The sequence below is a fragment of the Actinacidiphila glaucinigra genome (assembly GCF_900188405.1).
In the GTDB taxonomy this organism is placed as follows: domain Bacteria; phylum Actinomycetota; class Actinomycetes; order Streptomycetales; family Streptomycetaceae; genus Actinacidiphila; species Actinacidiphila glaucinigra.
This window is the reverse complement of sequence record NZ_FZOF01000032.1, coordinates 59,891-78,765: the sequence shown is the minus strand read 5'-3', so window position 1 is coordinate 78,765 and position 18,875 is coordinate 59,891. Positions and strand designations below refer to the sequence as shown.

The 18,875-nt window shown below is 71.1% G+C and carries 17 protein-coding genes and 1 pseudogene; 8 read left to right on the top strand and 10 right to left on the bottom strand.

All coding sequences use genetic code 11. The features are described 5' to 3' along the window. Positions 1–103 precede the first annotated feature (103 nt). The 4 genes from CHF15_RS37790 to CHF15_RS45255 all read left to right on the top strand — a co-directional run bounded on the left by CHF15_RS37790 (position 104) and on the right by CHF15_RS45255 (position 3,621). Positions 104–1,804, top strand: a complete 1,701-nt coding sequence (locus tag CHF15_RS37790; RefSeq protein ID WP_179280140.1) for an L-aspartate oxidase — start codon at positions 104–106, stop codon at positions 1,802–1,804. A gap of 184 nt (positions 1,805–1,988) precedes the next feature. Continuing rightward, positions 1,989–2,738, top strand: coding sequence for an SDR family oxidoreductase (locus CHF15_RS37785; RefSeq protein ID WP_089228463.1), 750 nt, complete (start codon positions 1,989–1,991; stop codon positions 2,736–2,738). An 80-nt stretch (positions 2,739–2,818) separates the two neighbouring features. Continuing rightward, a complete protein-coding gene (locus CHF15_RS37780) occupies positions 2,819–3,415 on the top strand; it encodes a YceI family protein (RefSeq protein WP_089228462.1) in 597 nt (198 codons plus the stop codon). After that, positions 3,415–3,621 (top strand): hypothetical protein, encoded by a 207-nt coding sequence (locus tag CHF15_RS45255; RefSeq protein ID WP_089228461.1) that lies wholly within the window; start codon positions 3,415–3,417, stop codon positions 3,619–3,621. The genes CHF15_RS37780 and CHF15_RS45255 overlap by 1 nt, the downstream gene beginning before the upstream one ends. A gap of 18 nt (positions 3,622–3,639) precedes the next feature. Here CHF15_RS45255 and CHF15_RS37770 read toward each other — a convergent pair whose 3' ends face one another. Together CHF15_RS37770 and CHF15_RS37765 are read right to left on the bottom strand one after the other, a co-directional pair. Beyond that, on the bottom strand, positions 3,640–3,993 hold the full coding sequence (locus CHF15_RS37770) for a VOC family protein (protein ID WP_089228460.1): 354 nt from the start codon (positions 3,991–3,993) through the stop codon (positions 3,640–3,642). 89 nt (positions 3,994–4,082) lie between these two features. Continuing rightward, positions 4,083–4,973, bottom strand: a complete 891-nt coding sequence (locus tag CHF15_RS37765) for an AraC family transcriptional regulator (protein ID WP_410169684.1) — start codon at positions 4,971–4,973, stop codon at positions 4,083–4,085. Positions 4,974–5,155: 182 nt separating this feature from the next. Here CHF15_RS37765 and CHF15_RS37760 point away from each other — a divergent pair, with 182 nt between their 5' ends. Continuing rightward, a complete protein-coding gene (locus tag CHF15_RS37760; RefSeq protein WP_089228459.1) occupies positions 5,156–6,238 on the top strand; it encodes an aldo/keto reductase in 1,083 nt (360 codons plus the stop codon). A 63-nt stretch (positions 6,239–6,301) separates the two neighbouring features. Here CHF15_RS37760 and CHF15_RS37755 read toward each other — a convergent pair whose 3' ends face one another. From CHF15_RS37755 to CHF15_RS37745, 3 genes are all read right to left on the bottom strand, one after another. After that, the gene (locus CHF15_RS37755) at positions 6,302–8,683 is read right to left on the bottom strand and encodes an ATP-binding cassette domain-containing protein (protein ID WP_089228458.1); all 2,382 of its coding nucleotides are present in this window, start codon (positions 8,681–8,683) and stop codon (positions 6,302–6,304) included. Between the two features lie 253 nt (positions 8,684–8,936). Further along, a complete protein-coding gene (locus tag CHF15_RS37750) occupies positions 8,937–9,347 on the bottom strand; it encodes a VOC family protein (RefSeq protein WP_089228485.1) in 411 nt (136 codons plus the stop codon). Positions 9,348–9,357: 10 nt separating this feature from the next. After that, complete coding sequence (locus CHF15_RS37745; protein ID WP_089228457.1) at positions 9,358–9,954, bottom strand: GNAT family N-acetyltransferase; 597 nt, start codon at positions 9,952–9,954, stop codon at positions 9,358–9,360. Between the two features lie 116 nt (positions 9,955–10,070). On the opposite strand from CHF15_RS37745, the gene CHF15_RS37740 reads away from it, so the two are divergent. Continuing rightward, positions 10,071–10,529, top strand: a complete 459-nt coding sequence (locus CHF15_RS37740) for a hypothetical protein (protein ID WP_089228456.1) — start codon at positions 10,071–10,073, stop codon at positions 10,527–10,529. 83 nt (positions 10,530–10,612) lie between these two features. On the opposite strand, the gene CHF15_RS37735 is transcribed toward CHF15_RS37740, so the two are convergent. The 3 genes from CHF15_RS37735 to qcrB all read right to left on the bottom strand — a co-directional run bounded on the left by CHF15_RS37735 (position 10,613) and on the right by qcrB (position 14,333). Further along, on the bottom strand, positions 10,613–11,464 hold the full coding sequence (locus CHF15_RS37735) for an alpha/beta fold hydrolase (RefSeq protein WP_089228455.1): 852 nt from the start codon (positions 11,462–11,464) through the stop codon (positions 10,613–10,615). Positions 11,465–11,676: 212 nt separating this feature from the next. Next, positions 11,677–12,627, bottom strand: a complete 951-nt coding sequence (locus CHF15_RS37730; RefSeq protein WP_089228454.1) for an alpha/beta hydrolase — start codon at positions 12,625–12,627, stop codon at positions 11,677–11,679. Between the two features lie 80 nt (positions 12,628–12,707). Further along, complete coding sequence (gene qcrB, locus CHF15_RS37725; RefSeq protein WP_179280139.1) at positions 12,708–14,333, bottom strand: cytochrome bc1 complex cytochrome b subunit; 1,626 nt, start codon at positions 14,331–14,333, stop codon at positions 12,708–12,710. A 232-nt stretch (positions 14,334–14,565) separates the two neighbouring features. Here qcrB and CHF15_RS37720 point away from each other — a divergent pair, with 232 nt between their 5' ends. After that, the gene (locus CHF15_RS37720; RefSeq protein WP_089228452.1) at positions 14,566–15,453 is read left to right on the top strand and encodes a sigma-70 family RNA polymerase sigma factor family protein; all 888 of its coding nucleotides are present in this window, start codon (positions 14,566–14,568) and stop codon (positions 15,451–15,453) included. A 28-nt stretch (positions 15,454–15,481) separates the two neighbouring features. Here CHF15_RS37720 and CHF15_RS37715 read toward each other — a convergent pair. Together CHF15_RS37715 and CHF15_RS37710 are read right to left on the bottom strand one after the other, a co-directional pair. Beyond that, a pseudogene (locus CHF15_RS37715) lies at positions 15,482–16,084 on the bottom strand (sigma-70 family RNA polymerase sigma factor); the annotation flags it as partial. A gap of 639 nt (positions 16,085–16,723) precedes the next feature. Then, positions 16,724–18,079, bottom strand: a complete 1,356-nt coding sequence (locus CHF15_RS37710; RefSeq protein ID WP_089228450.1) for an NAD(P)/FAD-dependent oxidoreductase — start codon at positions 18,077–18,079, stop codon at positions 16,724–16,726. A 328-nt stretch (positions 18,080–18,407) separates the two neighbouring features. Here CHF15_RS37710 and CHF15_RS37705 point away from each other — a divergent pair, with 328 nt between their 5' ends. Continuing rightward, positions 18,408–18,872, top strand: coding sequence for a hypothetical protein (locus CHF15_RS37705; protein WP_089228449.1), 465 nt, complete (start codon positions 18,408–18,410; stop codon positions 18,870–18,872). Positions 18,873–18,875: the final 3 nt, after the last annotated feature.

Below are 18,875 nucleotides of genomic sequence, written 5' to 3'. Positions count from 1 at the left end.
CGGGAAACCGGTGTCACAGATGGCCCGACCGCCCGGTCGTACTCAGTGACAACCAAGGCGATCGGAGCGGACCGTGGCCCTCACTGAACAACACATTTCCACCATGGTGCTGGTGATCGGCACCGGAGGAGCAGGACTGCGAGCGGCGATCGAACTGGCGGAGGCCGGTGTCGACGTCCTCGCGGTCGGCAAGCGGCCCAAGGACGACGCCCACACCGCGCTCGCGGCCGGGGGCATCAACGCCGCGCTGGCCACCATGGACCCCGAGGACAGCTGGCAGCAGCACGCCGCGGACACGCTCAAGGAGAGCTACCTGCTGGCCGACCCCCGCACCGTGGAGATCGTCACCCAGGGCGCGGCCCGGGGCATCGACGACCTGGAGCGGTACGGCATGGCCTTCGCCCGGGAGGAGGACGGCCGGATCTCGCAGCGCTTCTTCGGCGCGCACCGGTACCGCCGCACCGCCTTCGCCGGCGACTACACCGGCCTGGAGATCCAGCGCACCCTCGTCCGCCGGACGGAGCAGCTCGGCATCCCGGTGCTCGAGGGCGTCTACATCACCCGCATCCTGGAGCACGACGGCGCCGTGTTCGGGGCGTACGGCTTCGACCTCACGGACGGCACGCGCTATCTCATCCACGCCGACGCTGTCATCCTCGCGGCCGGCGGCCACACCCGGATCTGGCGGCGCACCTCCTCCCGCCGCGACGAGAACACCGGTGACTCCTTCCGCCTGGCCGTGGAGGCCGGCGCCCGGCTGCGCGACGCCGAGCTCGTCCAGTTCCACCCCTCCGGCATCATCGAGCCGGAGAACGCGGCCGGCACCCTCGTCAGCGAGGCGGCCCGCGGTGAGGGCGGCATCCTGCGCAACGCGCTCGGCGAGCGGTTCATGAGCCGCTACGACCCCGAGCGGATGGAGCTGTCCACCCGCGACCGCGTGGCGCTCGCCTCGTACACGGAGATCAAGGAGGGCCGCGGCACCCCCAAGGGCGCCGTGTGGCTGGACGTCTCCCACCTGCCTCGGCAGACCATCATGAACCGGCTCCCCCGGGTCTACCAGACGCTGCTGGACCTGCAGATGCTGGACATCACCCGCGACCCGATCGAGATCGCGCCGACCGCGCACTACTCGATGGGCGGCGTCTGGGTGCGGCCCGAGGACCACAGCACCGACGTCCGCGGCCTGTACGCCATCGGCGAGGCGTCCAGCGGCCTGCACGGCGCGAACCGCCTGGGCGGCAACAGCCTCATCGAGCTGCTGGTCTTCGGCCGCATCACGGGTCAGGCGGCCGCCGCCTACTCGCTGGGGCTGACCTCGCTGCCGCGCTCCGCGGCGGCGATCGCTGCGGCCCGCGCCGAGGTCGACGACCTGCTGGCGGCGGACGGGCCGGAGAACGTCCGCGCCCTGCAGCGCGCCATCCGCAACACGATGACCGAGCACGCGGGCGTCGTACGCGACGAGGAGGGCCTGCGCGCGGGCCTGGCGGAACTCGACGCCATCGAGAAGCGGATGGAGTCCGTCGGGATCCACCCCGACATCGCCGGCTACCAGGACCTCGCACACGCCTTCGACCTCAAGTCCGCGGCCCTGGCGGCACGCGCCACGCTGGAGTCGGCACTGGAGCGTCGCGAGACCCGCGGCTGCCACAACCGCAGCGACTACCCGGAGTCGGACCCCGCGCTGCGGGTCAACCTCGTCTGGTCCCCGAAGACCGGCGTCACCCGCGAGAGCATCCCGGCCGTCCCCGAGGAGATCGCCGCCCTGATGCAGGACGTCTCCACCGAGGGCAAGCTCGTCGAGTAGCGGCCGGCCGCAGGCCACGCCGTGTGAGGTACGGGGCCCGCCACGCCGGGCCCCTGTCACAAACCGCTCCGCCACCCGGTCAATACCGGCGAACACGTACCGGCGATCACGTACCGGCCGGTGCCGGTGGGCGAGTCACCGCACCATGCGCCCCGCGCACGAGAACACCCGAGAGGACTCCAATATGAAGGTCGTAGTCATCGGCGGAACCGGGCTGATCGGTTCGAAGGTCGTCAGCAAGCTCAACGACCACGGGCACGAGGCCGTCGCGGCCTCCCCCAACACCGGCGTCAACACCCTGACCGGCGAGGGCCTCGCCGAGGTCCTGCAGGGCGCGCAGGTCGTGGTCGACGTCTCCAACTCGCCCTCCTGGGAGGACGAGGCCGTGATGAACTTCTTCCGCACCTGCACCGGCAACCTCCTGAAGGCGAACGCGGAGGCCGGTGTCACCCACCACGTCGCGCTCTCCATCGTCGGCACCGACCGGCTCCCGGACAACGGCTACTTCCGCGCCAAGCTGGCCCAGGAGGAGCTGATCAAGGCGTCGGGCATGCCCTACTCCATCGTCCACGCGACGCAGTTCTTCGAGTTCGCGAACGGCATCGCGGACGCGGGGACCGAGGGTGACACGGTGCGCATCCCGCCCGTGAAGTTCCAGCCCATCTACTCCGACGACGTGGCCACGGCCGTCGCCCGCACCGCGGCCGGCACGCCCCTCAACGGCGTGGTGGAGATCGCCGGCCCGGACATGTTCCGCTTCGACGAGCTGATCCGTGACGTGCTGACCGCCCAGAACGACCCCCGCAAGGTCGTCGCGGACCCGCACGCCCGCTACTACGGCTCCGAGCTGCAGGACGGCTCCCTCGTCCCCGGCCCCGGCGCGCAGCTGGGCGCCACCCGTTTCGCCGACTGGTTCGCGCAGCAGCAGCGGTGACCCCCGCGGGTGGCCCCCGCCCCGGCGGGGGCCACCGCAGCCTCCCGAGACCCACCCGTACGAAGAGGTGCCGACCCGCCATGCCCAGGAATTGCGCGGAAACCACCGTTCCAGGCGCCCGTCCGCGGGAGGAACTTACCGGTGCGTACGTCATCGACCCGGTCCACAGCGCGGTCGGCTTCTCCGTCCGGCACGCCATGGTCACCCGGGTGCGGGGCGGATTCACGGCCTTCGAGGGCTTCCTGCGGCTCGACGGGCTCCGGCCGGCCCGCTCCGAGGCCCATGTGAGCGTGCAGACCGGCAGCCTGACCACGGGCCTCCGGGCGCGGGACTCCCACATCACCGGCCCCGACTTCCTGGACTCCGCGACCTTCCCCCTCATGGTCTTCCGCTCCACCGCGGTCGCTCCCTCGGGCGGGAACGGCTTCCGCATGACGGGGAACCTGACGATCAAGGACATCGAGCTGCCCGTGCACGTCGACCTCGCCTACGGCGGCACCGCCCGCGACGCCGACGGGCAGTGGCGGGTCGGCTTCGAGGGCTCGGCCACCCTCCGGCGTTCCGACTGGGGACTCGACTGGAACGTCCCCCTGCAGACCGGGGGCGTCCTGCTCAGCGACAAGGTACGGCTCGAACTCAGCGTCGCCGCGCTGCAACTCGGCCCGGAGGCCCTGTGATGACCGGCTCCCCCGACCACCGCCCCGACGTCTCGGCCACCGCCCTGACCCTCAGCGCCCAGGCCGTCGCACTGGAACTGCGCGTCATCGAGCTGCGCCGCGAACTCGCCGACGTCGCCGACCGCATGATCGCCGTCGCCGAGGCCCTCGACGGACTGCGCGCCTCCGGCCTCCTCCCGGAACAGGACCCGGGCGAGGACCACTGATCCCCGAGGGGCCACCGGTCAGGCGGGCTGCCACAGCTCGATGCGGTTGCCCTCGGGGTCGGTGACCCAGCCGAAGCGGCCGACACCGTCCATGTCCTCGGTCTCCGCGGCCACGTCCGCGCCCTTCGCGCGCAGTTGCGCGAGCATCGCGTCCAGGTCGCGGACCCGGAAGTTGAGCATGGTCTGCTGGGTGCGGGACCCGAAGTAGTCGGTCCCGGACTCGAAGGCCGCGAAGACCGTGGGCCCGGGTTCCTGGGTCCACAGGCCGTTCCGATCGGCGTCCAGCCCCAGGCAGTCGCGGTACCAGGCGCTCAGGGCCGCCGGGTCGGCGGCACGCACGAAGTGTCCGCCGATTCCAAGCACACGTTCCATGCCGCCATCCTGCCAGGACGGTGATCGGATCTCCCGGACCCGCACGGACCGACGGCTTCCTCGACACGCGAGGCGGTCGGCGGGGGCGGCTACTCCCGGACGACCGCCGCGGTCTGCAGGCGGGCCGCGTCCCGGCCCGGCGGGGCTCCGAACATGCGGCGGTACTCGCGGCTGAACTGCGAGGCGCTGTCGTACCCGACGGCGTGACCGACGGCGGCGACGTCGTCCGGTGCCGCGATGAGTTGCAGGCGGGCCTTCTGCAACCGGATCTGCTTCTGGAACTGCAGGGGGCTCATGGCGGTCACGGCGCGGAAGTGCCGGTTCAGCGAGGAGACGCTCATGCCCACCTCGCGGGCGACCTCCTCGATCCGGATGACCTCGTCGTAGTGGACCTTGATCCACTCGATCGCGCGGGCCACGAGGGACATGCGGCTGTCGGCGCGCCCGATCTGCCGGATCAACGCTCCCTGCGGCCCGTTCAGCAGCCGCCAGTGGATCTCGCGTCGCACCCCGGGAGCCAGTACGGGCACGTCACGGGGCTCGTCCAGCAGGCGCAGCAGCCGCAGGACCGCGTCCAGCAGCCGGTCGTCGGCGTCGCTGGTGGCCAGGCCCGGCCCCTCGTACGGGAGGGCCGGGACGGGGGCGGCCTCGAGCAGCAGCTGCGCGATGAGCGCCGGCCGCAGCGGAAGCCCGAACCCGATGAACGGCTCCGCGGGCGTGGCGCGGCTGATCTGCGAGGTCAGCGGCAGCTCGACGGTCGCGACCAGGTACTGCCCCGCCCGGTAGTCGAAGATCCGGTCACCGAGGACGGATCGCTTCGCCCCCTGGACCGTCAGCGCCATCATCGGGGCGTTGACCGTGCCCATCGGTTCGGTGACGCGGCCGCTCGCGAAGACCACCATGTCCTCGATCCACCGCGGCTGCGGGCTCCCCGAGGACAGTCGCGTGATCCGCTCGCCGATCTCATCCAGGTGACGCATCCCCCCAGTGGACCACGAGACGGTGACAGGTGCGCTCATGATCGGGGCGGGGGTGAGCGGATCGTGCAACGATGCGCGCCGATCGGTCTAGGGGAACGGCGGGCGGCGGGATCGAATGGAGGAGCACCTGGGGACGGCCGATCCGGCGTCCCCGACCCCGTTCCCCGTGAGGAAGCCCCGTCATGTCGCTCGATTCCTACGTCACGCTCGGCCGCTCGGGACTGCGCGTCAGCCCGTTCACCCTGGGCACGATGACCTTCGGTGAGGATCACGGATGGGGCTGCGGTCCCGAGGAGTCCGCGAACATCCTGGCCGCCTACCTCGACCGCGGCGGCAACTCGATCGACACCGCGAACATCTACACCAACGGACACTCCGAGAAGATCATCGGCGACTACTTCGCCGGCCGGTCCGCGCTGCGCGACCGGGTCGTGATCGGCACCAAGTTCTTCGGCAACCTCCACGAGAACGACCCCAACGGCGGCGGACCCGGCCGCAAGGCGATCGTGCAACAGCTGGAGAACTCGCTGCGGCGGCTGCGCACCGACTACGTCGACATCTACTGGCTCCACAACTTCGACCCGGTCACACCCGTCGAGGAGACCCTGCGCGCCCTCGACGACCTGGTCCGCGACGGCAGGATCCGCTACGTCGGGTTCTCCGACGTGCCGGCGTGGGCGACGGCCGAGGCCGCCACCATCGCGCGCTTCCGCGGATGGGCGCCGATCGTCGCGCTGCAACTGGAGTACTCCCTGCTCGAACGCACCTCGGAGGGCGAGCTGATCCCGATGGCCCAGGCCCTCGGCATGGCGGTGATGCCCTGGGGGCCGCTGCGCAGCGGGTTCCTGTCCGGCAAGTACTCGAGCGCCTCCACCCGGCCGGTGGACACCACGCGCACGCACCTCGTCGGCGTCCCCGGCGAGGCCGACTACAAGGTCATCGACGCGCTCCACGCCGTCGCCGCCGACGCGGGCGCCGACCCGGCCGCCGTCGCCCTGGCGTGGGTGCAGGGGCGCCCCGGGGTCACGTCCACGCTCATCGGCGCGCGGCGCATGGACCAGTTCGAGGCCAACCTGCGGGCCCTGGACGTCACCCTCACAGCGGCCCAGCGCGGAGCGCTCGACGAGGTGTCCACGCCCGCGCTGAACTTCCCCGCCCACAACAACGCGACGCTGGCGCCGATGCTCCAGTTCGCCGGGGCGAGCGTCGACGGCCGCCCGTCGACGCCCTCTCCGCTGCTGCGGGCCCACAGCGCCCGCTACTGAGGGCCGCGGGGGGGCCGGGACGTGATCGCCCCGGCCCCCGCGCCGTCATGCGGAGGCCGCGCCTCAGGCGCCGACGTAGTCGGCCAGGTGCCGGCCGGTGAGGGTGGAGCGGTCGGCGACGAGGTCCGCCGGGGTGCCCTCGAAGACGATCCGGCCGCCGTCGTGGCCGGCGCCGGGGCCGAGGTCGATGATCCAGTCGGCGTGGGCCATGACCGCCTGGTGGTGCTCGACGACGATGACGGACTTGCCGGACTCCACGAGGCGGTCCAGCAGGCCGAGCAGCTGCTCGACGTCCGCGAGGTGCAGGCCGGCGGTGGGCTCGTCGAGGACGTACACGCCGCCCTTGTCGGCCATGTGCGTGGCCAGCTTCAGCCGCTGGCGCTCACCGCCGGACAGCGTGGTGAGGGGCTGGCCGAGGCTGAGGTAGCCGAGCCCGACGTCGGCGAGCCGGCCGAGGATGCGGTGCGCGGCGGGGGTGTGCGCGTCGCCGGCGCCGAAGAACTCCTCGGCGTCGGTGACCGACATGGCGAGCACCTCGCTGATGTCGCGCCCGCCGAGGTGGTACTCGAGCACGGAGGCCTGGAACCGCTTGCCCTCGCACTCCTCGCAGGTGCTGGCGACGCCGGCCATCATCGCCAGGTCGGTGTAGACGACGCCGGCGCCGTTGCACGTGGGGCAGGCGCCCTCGGAGTTGGCGCTGAACAGCGCGGGCTTGACGTCGTTGGCCTTGGCGAACGCCTTGCGGATCGGGTCGAGCAGCCCGGTGTACGTCGCCGGGTTGCTGCGGCGCGAGCCGCGGATGGGGCTCTGGTCGACGGACACCACACCGGCACCGGCGGGGATGGACCCGTGCACGAGCGAGCTCTTGCCGGAGCCCGCGACGCCGGTGATGACGGCGAGCACCCCGAGCGGGACGTCGACGTCGACGTCGCGCAGGTTGTGTGCCGTGGCGCCGCGGATCTCGAGGTGGCCGGTGGGCTTGCGGGCCGTCTCCTTCAGGGAGGCGCGGTCGTCGAAGTGGCGGCCGGTGATGGTGCCGCTGGCGCGCAGCCCCTCGATGTCGCCCTCGAAGCAGACGGTGCCGCCGGCCGTGCCGGCGCCGGGGCCGAGGTCGACGACGTGGTCGGCGATCGCGATGGTCTCCGGCTTGTGCTCCACGACGAGCACCGTGTTGCCCTTGTCGCGCAGCCGCAGCAGCAGGCCGTTCATCCGCTGGATGTCGTGCGGGTGCAGACCGGTGGTGGGCTCGTCGAAGACGTACGTGGTGTCGGTGAGCGAGGAGCCGAGGTGGCGGATCATCTTGACGCGCTGCGCCTCGCCGCCCGAGAGGGTGCCCGACGGCCGCTCGAGCGAGAGGTAGCCGAGTCCGATCTCCACGAACGACTCGAGGGTGTGCTGCAGCTTGGTGAGCAGCGGCGCGACCGAGGGCTCGTCGAGGCCGCGTACCCACTCCGCCAGGTCGCTGATCTGCATCGCGCACGCGTCGGCGATGCTCGTCCCGGCGATCTTCGACGCCCGGGCGCCCTCACTGAGCCGGGTGCCGTCGCACTCGGGGCAGGTGGTGAAGGCGACGGCGTGGTCCACGAACTCGCGGATGTGCGGCTGCATCGCCTCCTTGTCCTTGGAGAGCATCGACTTCTGGACCCGCGGGATCAGCCCCTCGTAGGTCATGTTGATGCCGGCGATCTTCATCCGGGTCGGCTCGCGGTGCAGGAAGTCGTGGAGCTCCTGCTTGGTGAACTTGCTGATCGGCTTGTCCGGGTCGAAGAAGCCGGACTCGGCGTAGAGCCGGGAGTTCCAGCCGCCGCCCTTGTAGCCGGGGACGGTGATGGCGCCCTCGTTGATCGACTTGGAGTCGTCGAAGAGCCGGCTCAGGTCGATGTCGGAGACCGTGCCCCGGCCCTCGCAGCGCGGGCACATGCCGCCGGTGCGGGTGAAGGAGACCTTCTCGGCCTTGCTCGCGCCGCGCTCGACGGTGATCGCGCCGCTGGCGCGGACGGAGGGGACGTTGAAGGCGTACGCGCTGGGCGGGCCGATGTGCGGGGTGCCGAGCCGGCTGAAGAGGATGCGCAGCATGGCGTTGGCGTCGGTGACGGTGCCGACGGTGGAGCGGGGGTCGGCCCCCAGCCGCTGCTGGTCGACGGTGATCGCCGTGGTCAGCCCGTCGAGGACGTCCACCTCGGGACGGGCCAGCGTCGGCATGAAGCCCTGCACGAAGGCGCTGTAGGTCTCGTTGATCAGCCGCTGCGACTCCGCGGCGATGGTGTTGAAGACGAGGGAGCTCTTGCCCGAGCCGGAGACGCCGGTGAACACCGTCAGCCGGCGCTTCGGGATCTCGATGCTGACGTCCTTCAGGTTGTTCTCACGTGCGCCGTGCACGCGGATCAGATCGTGGCTGTCGGCAACGTGCGGCGCAGGCGACTGCGCGTCCGCCTTCTTGGCCATGTGTGTCGTCTCTCCATCTGTCTGGTGCGTGCGGGGCCGCCCACGCGGTCTCCGTCGGCGTCGCCTGACTCGATATGACCGGCTTCGGACACGTATGTCCGGCGTCCCCTCGTCGGCGCGGTCGCGGCCACGGTAGCCGTCCGCCGGGCCGCCCCGCTCCCGGTTCGGGCCGGTCCCCGTCGAACGGGCCGGGCGGCTGACGGGTTCCCGGCCCGGGGGTGTCCGTACGGGGAGCGGGGAGCAGCGGGAGGCGTCAGCGGACCTCGTTGAACCGGATCGTGTTGCCCGCCGGGTCGCGGAAGGCGCAGTCGCGGATCCCGTACGGCTGCTCGGTCGGCTCCTGGACGACCTCGGCGCCGCCCGCCACCAGCCGCTCGAAGACGCCGTCGAGGTCGGGCGTGGCGAGGACGAGCCGGGCGTAGGTGCCCTTGGCCATCATCCCGGTGATGGCGCGGCGCTCGTCCTCGGTGATCGCCGGGTCGCCGGCGGGCGGCTCCAGGACGACCGAGGTGCCGGGCTGGTCGGCGGGGCCGACGGTGATCCAGCGCATGTCGCCGTAGCCGACGTCGTTGCGGACCTTGAAGCCGAGGATGTCGCGGTAGAAGGCGAGCGAGGCCTCGGGGTCGGTGTGCGGGAGGAAGGTCCAGTGAATGGTGATGTCCATGCCCGTCACGCTAGCCGCGGGCCGCCGGCGGGGGCTTCTCCATTCCTGACCGATCCCGCGGCCGCCACTGGCCGGCGGTCAGCCGCCGGACGACCTCGATCCCCACCTCGCCGGGAGCGGAGGGTCCCTCCGGCCTGCGGACACGTGCGACCTCGGTGAAGCCGAGGCGCCGGGCGACGGCGCCGCTGGACTCGTTGGCGGCGTCGTAATGGATCTCCAGCCGCTCGATGCCGGGCAGGGTGAAGCCCTCGCCGACGAGGGCGGCCACGGCCGCCGTGGCGAGGCCGCGTCCGGTCCACCGGGGGTGGAGCCAGTACCCGATCTCCAGGCCGCCGGCGTCGATGCGGCGGTGGAGGCCGCAGCCGCCGATCACCGTGTCGTCCGACGTGATCGCGTAGGCGAACGCCTCTCCGGTCGCCCACTCCTCGTGGCTGCGGGCCAGGAAGTCGGCGGTGCGGTCTCTGCCGTGGTCGGCGGCCCACGGCATCCAGGGCACCAGGTGCTCCACGGACTCGCTGATCGCGCGGTCCAGGGCGTCGAGGTCGCCGGTGCGCCAGCGGCGCAGTACGGCCTGGTCGGAGCGGAGGGTTGCGGAGGGCTCGGCCATGCACGGATGCTCTCGCGGCGGCGCGGGGGCCGACAACGCGATTTCGGCGGCCGCTGCGGCGGGTGCAAGGGGGGCGCCGTGCGGGCGGTCGGATCCCCTCTGATATCCCTGCGGGTATGAGTACCGATACCGCCGCCCTGGACGTCACCGATTGGGCCGCCGCATGCCGCGGCCGTGCCGGGGACCTCCTGGCCGGTCTCGGTCACGCTCCCGGTCTGCTGCGGACGGATCCCGGCGCCGCGGTCCGCGTCCTGGACGAGAACCTGGCACACGAGATCCCCGCCCTCCTGGACGGGGAGGAGTGGACGCGGCTGCACACGCTGCTGACGGCCTGCCTCGGGGAGTACCTGATCAGTGTGCACGGTGCGCACTGGGCGTGGCTCGAGGACTCGGCCTCGCCCGTGGGCGGCCGCTGGGTCGTCACCGGCTTCACGCGCCCGACGGCCCGACGGACCGCGGCGGTCGACGTGGGGGCGCTCGTGGGTGAGGCGCTGGCGTCCGAGCCGTCCGTCGGCCTCACGGCACTGGCCGACCGCGCGGAGCGGGCGGCCGGCGTCCACGTCGTGCACGGCTGAGGTCTGCGGCGGGGAGTACCGACGAAGGACGGACGGGGCGGCGCGTGATGCGCCGCCCCGCCCGCCGGTTCTCCGCGTCGGCGTCAGCGGACGGAACGCGCCGCTTCCTCGATGATGCGGGCGCTCTCCTTCGCGTGGGAGACGCTCACCGCGTGGGAGGAACGGACCTCCTCCACGTGGGACTTGGCGCGCTTGGCCATGAAGACCTGGAGCTCGCGGGGGATGTTGCGGTCCTTCGAGGCCACCAGGACCCAGGAAGGAATGGTCTTCCACGCGGGCTCGCCGGAGGGCTCGTAGAGCGCGCCGCCGGACACGGGGCGCTGGGTGGCCGCCATGATCTCCGCGGTGTACTCCGGAACGTCCGCGGCGAACTGGTCGTGGAACTTGGGCTGGTCGATGTAGAGGTCGACGCCCTTGGAGCCGTCGGGGAGCGTGACCGGCACCTGCTTCAGGGCGTCGCCGAGCGTGCTGCCCTCGAACTTCAGCGACAGATCGAAGGCGTTCTCGCCCTTGTCGGGCATGAAGGCGGCCAGGTAGACCAGGGCCTTGACCTTGTCGGAGCCGTAGGCGGCGTTGGAGATGACGGCGCCGCCGTAGGAGTGGCCGGCGAGGACCACGGGGCCCTTGATGCTGTCCACGAGTTCCCTGACGTAGGCGGCGTCGCTGCTGAGCCCGCGCAGCGGGTTGGACGCGGCCACCACGGGGTAGCCGTCGTGCTTCAGCTTCTTGACGACGTCGTTCCAGCTGGAGGAGTCGGCGAACGCGCCGTGGACGAGGACCACGGTCGGCTTGGGGTGCTGCGTGGGGGCGTGGCCGCCGCCCTTGGTGGCGCTGGCGGGACCGATGGTGGCGGCGAGCAGACCGGCGGCGACGGTCACCGTCGCCATGACGGTGAGCGGGGTGCGGAGGGTCCGGTAGCGGGCATGACGGTTCACGGGTTGGCCCTTTCGAGGCAGGTGTTGGTTGTGTCACCACCCGGCCCCGGGACGGAGGCCTGCGGTGGGTGGGTACGGCAGTGGCTGCCGTACGTCTGGAGGAGGTGGCTCGCGGGCGTCGGACGGCGATGTTCGCGTCCGGGCCACCTGGGTTCACCGGTGCGGGCGGCGCGTCACGCGGCCGCCCTCCGGTGGCGTGGTGGGTGGGGCGGTCAGTTGCCGTGCAGCGCGGTGTGCAGCGCACGGGTCGCCTGCTCCATCGCGGCGCCGGTCGCCTGCGTGGAACGGACGGGGTTGAGCATCATGAAGTCGTGCAGCGTGCCGTTGTAGCGGACGCTGACGGTGGGGACGCCGGCCTGGGTCAGCTTGCGTGCGTAGGCCTCGCCCTCGTCGCGCAGCACGTCGTTCTCGTCGGTGATGACCAGCGCCGGCGGCAGCCCTTCGAGGTCCTGCAGGCTCGCGCGCAGCGGCGAGGCGGTGATCTCCGCCCGCTCCGCCGGGTCGGTGGTGTAGCAGTCCCAGAACCAGGCCATGGCCTTGGCGGTCAGGTGCGGGCCGTCGGCGAACTCCCGGTAGCTGCCGGTGTCCTGGGCCGCGTCGGTCACGGGGTAGTAGAGCGACTGGTGGACGAAGGTCACGTCGCCGCGCCGCTTGGCCATGATCGTCAGGGCCGCGGTCATGTTGCCGCCGACGGAGTCGCCGGCGACGGCCATGCGGGAGGCGTCCAGGCCCTCGTCCGCGCCCTTCGCGGTGACCCAGCGGGCCGTCGCGTACGCCTGCTCGATCGCCACCGGGTAGCGGACCTCGGGCGAGCGGTCGTACTCCACGAACACCACCGCGGCGTGCGCCAGCACCGCCAGTTCCCGCACGAGGCGGTCGTGCGTGCCCGCGTTGCCGAGCACCCAGCCGCCGCCGTGCACGTACAGCACGACAGGCAGGACCTCGTCCGCGCCCACGGGCCTGACGATGCGCACCCGTACGTCGCCGACCTCCGCGGGCACGGTGATCCACTTTTCGCGGACGTCGTACTTCTCGACCGGCGCCGCCTGGATGTCGTCGAGGACCTTGCGGGCGCCCTCCGCACCGAGCTCGTACAGGAACGGCGGCTTTGCCGTGGCGTCCGCTATTCCCTGGGCCGCGGGCTCGAGAACGGGCTTGCTCATGTGTCGAACTCCCAAGTTCGGAAAGGTCGTGCGTTTTCCTTCACCCTTTTCGACAAGGGAACGGGTGAATCTGTGACAGCTCAGTGGATAACGGTGCCGTCACCGTCGTCGTGGGCGATCTCCTCGTATTCCCGCACGGTGGGTTTGGGAATCTGCGTCCCCTTTCCGTACAGGCCCCGGCTGAGCAGCGCGCGCAGCCGCTCGCTACGGGAGGCGCTGCCGTCCGCGGAGATGCGGATGGGCGCGTACTGCTCGTGCTGGGTGAGGAGGTGGAGCTTCTCCCGGCCGAGGGGCCGGTGGACCTCGATGTACTCACCGTCCGGCATCCGCTTGATGACCCCGGTCTCGCGGCCGTGCAACACCTCTTCCCGGTCGCTGCGCTGGAGGGCGAGGGCCCATCGCTTCGTCACGGCGAAGACGACGAAGGGCACGACGAACAGGCCGATCCGGACGGCCCAGGTCACGGCGTTGACCGACATGTGCAGCCGGAGGGCGATCAGGTCGTTGGCGGCTCCCACCAGCGCCACCGCGTACACGCTGACCCACGCCGCGCCCAGGGCCGTGCGCACCGGCCGGTTGCGCGGCCTGTCGAGGAGGTGGTGGTCGCGCTTGCCGTCCTTGGTGACCCAGGCCTCGACGAACGGATAGGCGCCCAGGGCGAGGAAGAGCCCGGCACCCGCCAGCAGCGGCACGAGGTTGTCCAGGGCCAGGGTGTGGCCCCAGAGGACGACCTCCCAGCCCGGCATCACGCGCAGCAGCCCGTCGAGGACTCCCATGTACCAGTCGGGTTGCGATCCCGCGGTGACCTGGTCGGGCCGGTAGGGGCCGTACAGCCAGATGGGGTTGATCTGCACGAGCGAGGCGATGATGAAGACGACCCCGGTGACCAGCAGGAAGTACGCCCCCGACTTCACGGCGTACACGCGGAAGGGCAGACCGACGGTGTTCCTCTCGGTGCGCCCGGGCCCCGGGTACTGGGTGTGCCGGTGACGGCGCGCCAGGACCAGGTGGGCGACGAGGATGCCGGCCATGAGGGCGGGGATCACCACGACGTGCAGGGTGTTGAAGTGCGCGATCAGGTCCTTGCCCGGGTACTCGCCGCCGAAGAGGAACATCGACAGGTAGGTTCCGACGAGCGGGATGGAGAGGATGGTCCCGTTCACGACCATGAGCCCGGTCCCGGACAGCAGGTCGTCCGGGAGGTCGTAGCCCGTCAGGCCCTCGAACATGCCCAGGACCAGCAGCGAGAAGCCGAGCACCCAGTTGAGTTCGCGCGGTTTGCGGAAGGCTCCGGTGAAGAAGACCCGCAGCATGTGGACGAACATGCTGGCGACGAAGACCAGCGCCGCCCAGTGGTGGGCCTGGCGGATCAGCAGGCCGCCGCGCACCTCGAAGGAGATGCGCATCGTCGAGTCGAAGGCCTCGGACACCGTCAGGCCCCGCAGCGGTGCGTAACTGCCCTGGTACTCCACCGGCGTCATGGACGGGTGGAAGTACAGCGAAAGGTAGATTCCCGTGAGGACGAGAATGAAGAAACTGTAGAGGGATATCTCCCCCAGCATGAAGGACCAGTGGCTGGGGAACGCTTTCCGTCTGACGGATGATCCGGAACGGGTGTCGGTGCCCAGTCGCCCGCCGAACCATTCGGCGACCTTCGCGCCTCTGCCGGACTGTTGCGATTCCGCGGACCGGCTGACGCTTCCCATGTTCCTGTCACCATTCATGTTCCACCCATGGCGGGTCGCAGATCGGCACTCTCGTGCACCTTCCACGTATATGACCGATCCCGCGGCGAAAGTGTGACGTGCGCCGTCCGCGCGGCATTGCCGGTGCGGTGGCGAAGGAGCGCAATGTCACAAGGTCCCCGCCCGTCCGGTCTCACCAGCAGGACGGGAAAACGGTTCCCTGTCGGTATCGCGGACGAGGGAGGTCAACGCCATGGATTTCTCCGATGACGCGGTCCCGATCGCGGAGTTGCTGGACGAGCGCCGGCACTTGCTGGACGTGGCCCTGTGGATGGTGGGCGGGTCGGCGCAGGCCGAGTCGGTCGTCGACGAGGCCTACCGGCAGTGGTTCGAGCTGCCCGAGGCCGCACGCAGGGCGATCGAGTCGCCCGGGGCATGGCTGGTGAAGACGGTGGGCGGGATCTGCCTGGCCCGCCTGGCCACGTCTGCCGGGTACGCGGGACCGGCCGCCGCGGACACGGCGCGTCCGCAGGTGGGCGTCGAGCTGCAGCACGAGATCGGTGAGGTCCTGCTGACCGCGCTGGACGCGCTGGCGCCCGCGGAGCGGGCGGCGTTCGTGCTCAACGGCTGCTTCGGGATGGCGCTGGGCACGGTCGCGGACGTGGTGGGGCGTTCGGAGCCGGAGTGCGCCGAACTCGCCGATCGCGCACGGCGTGCGATCCGCGCCTGCAGGTCGCACACCGCGACGCCGGAGGAGCACGACGCCGTGGCGCGCGCGGTGCGCGAGGCGTGCCTGAGCGACGACGCGGTGCGTTTGTCGGCGTTGATGTGCCCGGACGCCACGGCGTTCTTCGACGGGGGCGGGAAGCTGCGGTCACTGGTCCGGCCGGTCCACGGTGCCGAGCCGGTCGCGCGCAGTCTGCTGACCCTGCTCGCCCACCACCAGCGGGTGACCCTGACCGCCCACGCCGTCAACGGCCGCACCGGGCTGGTGGCCCGCTACGGGGGCCAGGTGGCGGCGGTCATCAGCCTGGACGTCGCCGACGACCGGGTCTCGCAGGCCTGGATCGTCCTCAACCCCGACAAGCTCCGGCCCTGGAACCACCCGGCCCGCTCCGTCCGCCCCGTCATCGGCTCCTGACGGCATCGGGAACGGTGCGGGCCGTTCCCGCACCCCGCGGACCGCCGCGTTCACGCGGGGGGTCCGCGACGTCGGGGGCCAGCAGTGCCTCCAGCGGGGCCAGGTCCCCGGTCCGGGCCGCGGAGACGAAGGCCTCGCGCAGTCGCCGGTGTTCCGCGGAGTCCACCGTCTCGCGGCGCTCGGCCATCACGTGCTTGCGGGCCCGGCTGACTATCTTGCGTGCGTTGACGAGGCTGACCTGCAGTATCCCGGCGATCTCCGGATAGGCGTAGTCGAACGCCTCCCGCAGGACATAGGCCGCGCGTTCCATGGGGGTCAGTCGCTCCAGTACCAGGAGCAGAGCGAGTTCCACGGCCTCGGCGCGCTGGGCGCCCACCTCGGGGTCGGCACTCGTGTCGACGGGTTCGGGCAGCCAGGGCCCGATGTAGGTCTCCCGGCGCACACGGGCGGACTGGGCGACGTTGATGGCCAGGCGGGTCGTGGTGGTGGAGAGGAAGGCGGCCGGGCTGAGCACCGCGGAGCGGTCGGTCTTCTGCCAGCGCAGCCAGACCTCCTGCACGACGTCCTCTGCCTCGACCGCACTGCCGAGCACGCGGTACGCGATGCCGAACAGGCGCGGCTGAAGTTCCATGAAGACGCCGGCGGCCTCGTCGAGACCCTGTGCGGAGGGGGACGGCTCGGCATCGGCCTTCCCCCGGGCTTCGTCCACTCGCACGGCATCACCGTCACCTGGTGGCCGGCAAGCGCACACGTCACCCATCCGGTCAGAGGTCATTTACGGGCAGCTCCCAGCCGCGCGACACAAGGGTGTCACACGATGTTCCACATGGGTGGCCACTACACAGGCTTCGGTCACCGAGCGTCATGATTTCTCCCATCACTTCCGCTGAATAGACCGGCAGAGACCCGATCGTGTGACAGAAATGGCGAGAGAAAATCGTCACCGGCCACCGAAACAAAGGGCCTCGGGTGAGTACACGGTGTGCGCCAGAGGCCCACAACCCACCGTCGGCTCACATCATACGCTGGACAAATGCCGCAAACTGGGCGCACCTTCCGGCGCATCGCCAAGAACCGCGCAAAATCAATCCCATGGTGTTTCGAAAAGAAGTGACACGTTATTCATCCGTGGCTGAAGTTCCGCCCGCCGAAAGGGCGATGTCACGGAGGGTCACAAATCGAGGGTGCGGGTCAGTCGCGGAGGCACAGGACGCGACCGCCTCCAGGGGCTGCGTGCTCCCCTGGAGGCGGTGGGTCAGGCTTCCGGCGCTCACACCGCCGCGTGGTCGCCCGCCTGTCGCTCCGCGGGGCGCCGGGGTGCGGCGCTGGTGACGAACGCGTCCCGCGGGTGCTGCACGGAGGCGAGAGAGACGAGGTCCCGGCCGAACAGGGCCGCGGTGAGCCAGACGGTGAGGACCCGGACCTTCCGCTCCCAGGTGGGCACGGCGAGCACGTGGTAGCCGCGGTGCATCAGCCAGGCCGGGAAGCCCTTGATGACGATGGCCTTGTACTGGAAGATGCCGCGTCCCAGGCCCAGCGTGGCGACCACGCCGAGGCTGCTGTGGCGGTAGTCCCGGACCTTGCCGCCGCGCAGGCTCGCCAGGATGTTCTTCGCCAGCCGCTTGCCCTGCCGGACCGCGTGCTGGGCGTTGGGCACCGTGCGCGCCCCCGGCACGGGCGAGGCCAGGTCGGGCACGGCCGCGTCGTCCCCGGCCGCCCACACGTCCGGCACGGGGTCGCCGTCCGTGCCCACCCGGAGGTCGGGGCGCACGACCAGCAGTCCGCGCTCGTCGACCGGCAGGTCGGTGTGGTTGTGCACGACCGGGTTCGAGGCGTTGCCCGCGGTCCAGACGATGAGTTCCGAGTCGAACTCCTCCCCGTTGGACAGCACGACGTGTCCGTCCTCGGCGGAGACCAGCTGGGTGTCGAGGTGAACATGGGCGCCGCGCCGCTCCAGGTGGCGCACGACCCAGGCACCGGGCTTGTCGGTCACCTCGGGCAGGATGCGGCCCCGGGCCTCGATGAGGTGGAACGACAGCTCACCCAGGCTCAGTTCGGGGTAGGACTTGAGCATCGCGGTCGCGAGCGAGAGCAGTTCGCCGAAGCCCTCGACACCGGAGAAGCCGCCGCCCACGAAGGTGACGGTGAGCAGCTTCCGCCGCTCGGGCCCGGGCGGCAGCGAGGCCGCCTGGTCGAACGCCGTCAGCAGCCGGTCGCGGACGGCGACCGCCTCCTCGACGTGCTTGAGGCCGATGGCGCTCTGGGCGAGGCCCGGGATGGGGAAGGTGCGGGTCACCGCGCCGGCGGTGACGACGAGCGTGTCGTAGCGGAGTTCGTACTCCTCACCGTTCACGGGCCGGACGGTAACCGTCCGGTCGGCGTGGCGGATCTCGGTCACGCTTCCCGCGACCAGGCGGGTCTTGTGCAGGTGGCGCCGCAGCGACACGGCGGCGTGGCGTGCCTCCACCGAACCGGCGGTCACTTCCGGCAGGAACGGCTGGTAGGTCATATAGGGACGCGGGTCGACGACGGTGACCCGTGCTTCCCCGGGCCGAAGGGTCTTCTCCAGGCCCCAGGCCGTGTAGAAGCCCGCGTAGCCGCCGCCGACGATCAGGATCTCGCGCATGGTTCCCTCTGTTTCTCTCCGTCACCAGTAAGACAACGCAGCCCCTGTCGGTGTGACAGAGCATGCCCGCTCAGTGGCGAACACTGTGATCACATAGCGCCTATATACGGCGATATCGGGTGATGACAACCGTCCCGAAGGGGGTGGGCACCCCCCTCCGCCCGCCGAACGCGTCAACACTGTCTGCTACGTTCCCGGGGACTCGACTTCAGGCCGGCACGGGCTGACCGACGTCCACGGCGACTCCGCGCCGCACCCGCCCACGCCCACCCGCACCCCGACCGGTGCGGCACCCGGCTGTTCCCGCCTTCCTTCCTCTGGAGCCCTCGTGCGCACCGCGCTCCTGTCCGCCGTACTCGTCAGCACCGTCGCGCTCGTGCCGTTCGCCGCGGCGTGCACGGACAGCCCGCCCCGCAAGGAGGTCCAAGCCTCGCCGCCGCCCGCGACGGAGCTGCGCGTCGGGGCGGTCTGCTCGGCGCGCTTCAGCTTCGCCACCGACGTCTCCTGCGGGCTGGCCGACTTCGGCGATGTGCGCTTCCACTGCACCGACGAACTCGGCGACAAGTGTCCGAGGACCCGTTCCGTTACGCTGGAGAACATCGGCAGAACGCCGGTCAGGCTCGTGGCCGTCAGCGGATCGGGGCCCGGCGAACGGCACGAGACCGTGTCGCGCCCGCTGCCCTCGGGGGCCCGCCAGGTCGTGACGCCCCGCGCGGGCGACACCTATCTCTACGACATCCTCCTGCGCGCGGACGACGGCATGGCGGCGGTGGGCGTCGTCGCGGTCGCCTGACCT

Excerpts from the sequence above, each read along its gene's own strand:
- CHF15_RS37790 (WP_179280140.1), top strand. The coding sequence starts at position 104 with ATGGTGCTGGTGATCGGCACCGGAGGAGCAGGACTGCGAGCGGCGATC.
- CHF15_RS37785 (WP_089228463.1), top strand. The coding sequence starts at position 1,989 with ATGAAGGTCGTAGTCATCGGCGGAACCGGGCTGATCGGTTCGAAGGTC.
- CHF15_RS37780 (WP_089228462.1), top strand. The coding sequence starts at position 2,819 with ATGCCCAGGAATTGCGCGGAAACCACCGTTCCAGGCGCCCGTCCGCGG.
- CHF15_RS45255 (WP_089228461.1), top strand. The coding sequence starts at position 3,415 with ATGACCGGCTCCCCCGACCACCGCCCCGACGTCTCGGCCACCGCCCTG.
- CHF15_RS37770 (WP_089228460.1), bottom strand. The coding sequence starts at position 3,993 with ATGGAACGTGTGCTTGGAATCGGCGGACACTTCGTGCGTGCCGCCGAC.
- CHF15_RS37765 (WP_410169684.1), bottom strand. The coding sequence starts at position 4,973 with ATGCGTCACCTGGATGAGATCGGCGAGCGGATCACGCGACTGTCCTCG.
- CHF15_RS37760 (WP_089228459.1), top strand. The coding sequence starts at position 5,156 with ATGTCGCTCGATTCCTACGTCACGCTCGGCCGCTCGGGACTGCGCGTC.
- CHF15_RS37755 (WP_089228458.1), bottom strand. The coding sequence starts at position 8,683 with ATGGCCAAGAAGGCGGACGCGCAGTCGCCTGCGCCGCACGTTGCCGAC.
- CHF15_RS37750 (WP_089228485.1), bottom strand. The coding sequence starts at position 9,347 with ATGGACATCACCATTCACTGGACCTTCCTCCCGCACACCGACCCCGAG.
- CHF15_RS37745 (WP_089228457.1), bottom strand. The coding sequence starts at position 9,954 with ATGGCCGAGCCCTCCGCAACCCTCCGCTCCGACCAGGCCGTACTGCGC.
- CHF15_RS37740 (WP_089228456.1), top strand. The coding sequence starts at position 10,071 with ATGAGTACCGATACCGCCGCCCTGGACGTCACCGATTGGGCCGCCGCA.
- CHF15_RS37730 (WP_089228454.1), bottom strand. The coding sequence starts at position 12,627 with ATGAGCAAGCCCGTTCTCGAGCCCGCGGCCCAGGGAATAGCGGACGCC.
- qcrB (WP_179280139.1), bottom strand. The coding sequence starts at position 14,333 with ATGGGAAGCGTCAGCCGGTCCGCGGAATCGCAACAGTCCGGCAGAGGC.
- CHF15_RS37720 (WP_089228452.1), top strand. The coding sequence starts at position 14,566 with ATGGATTTCTCCGATGACGCGGTCCCGATCGCGGAGTTGCTGGACGAG.
- CHF15_RS37710 (WP_089228450.1), bottom strand. The coding sequence starts at position 18,079 with ATGCGCGAGATCCTGATCGTCGGCGGCGGCTACGCGGGCTTCTACACG.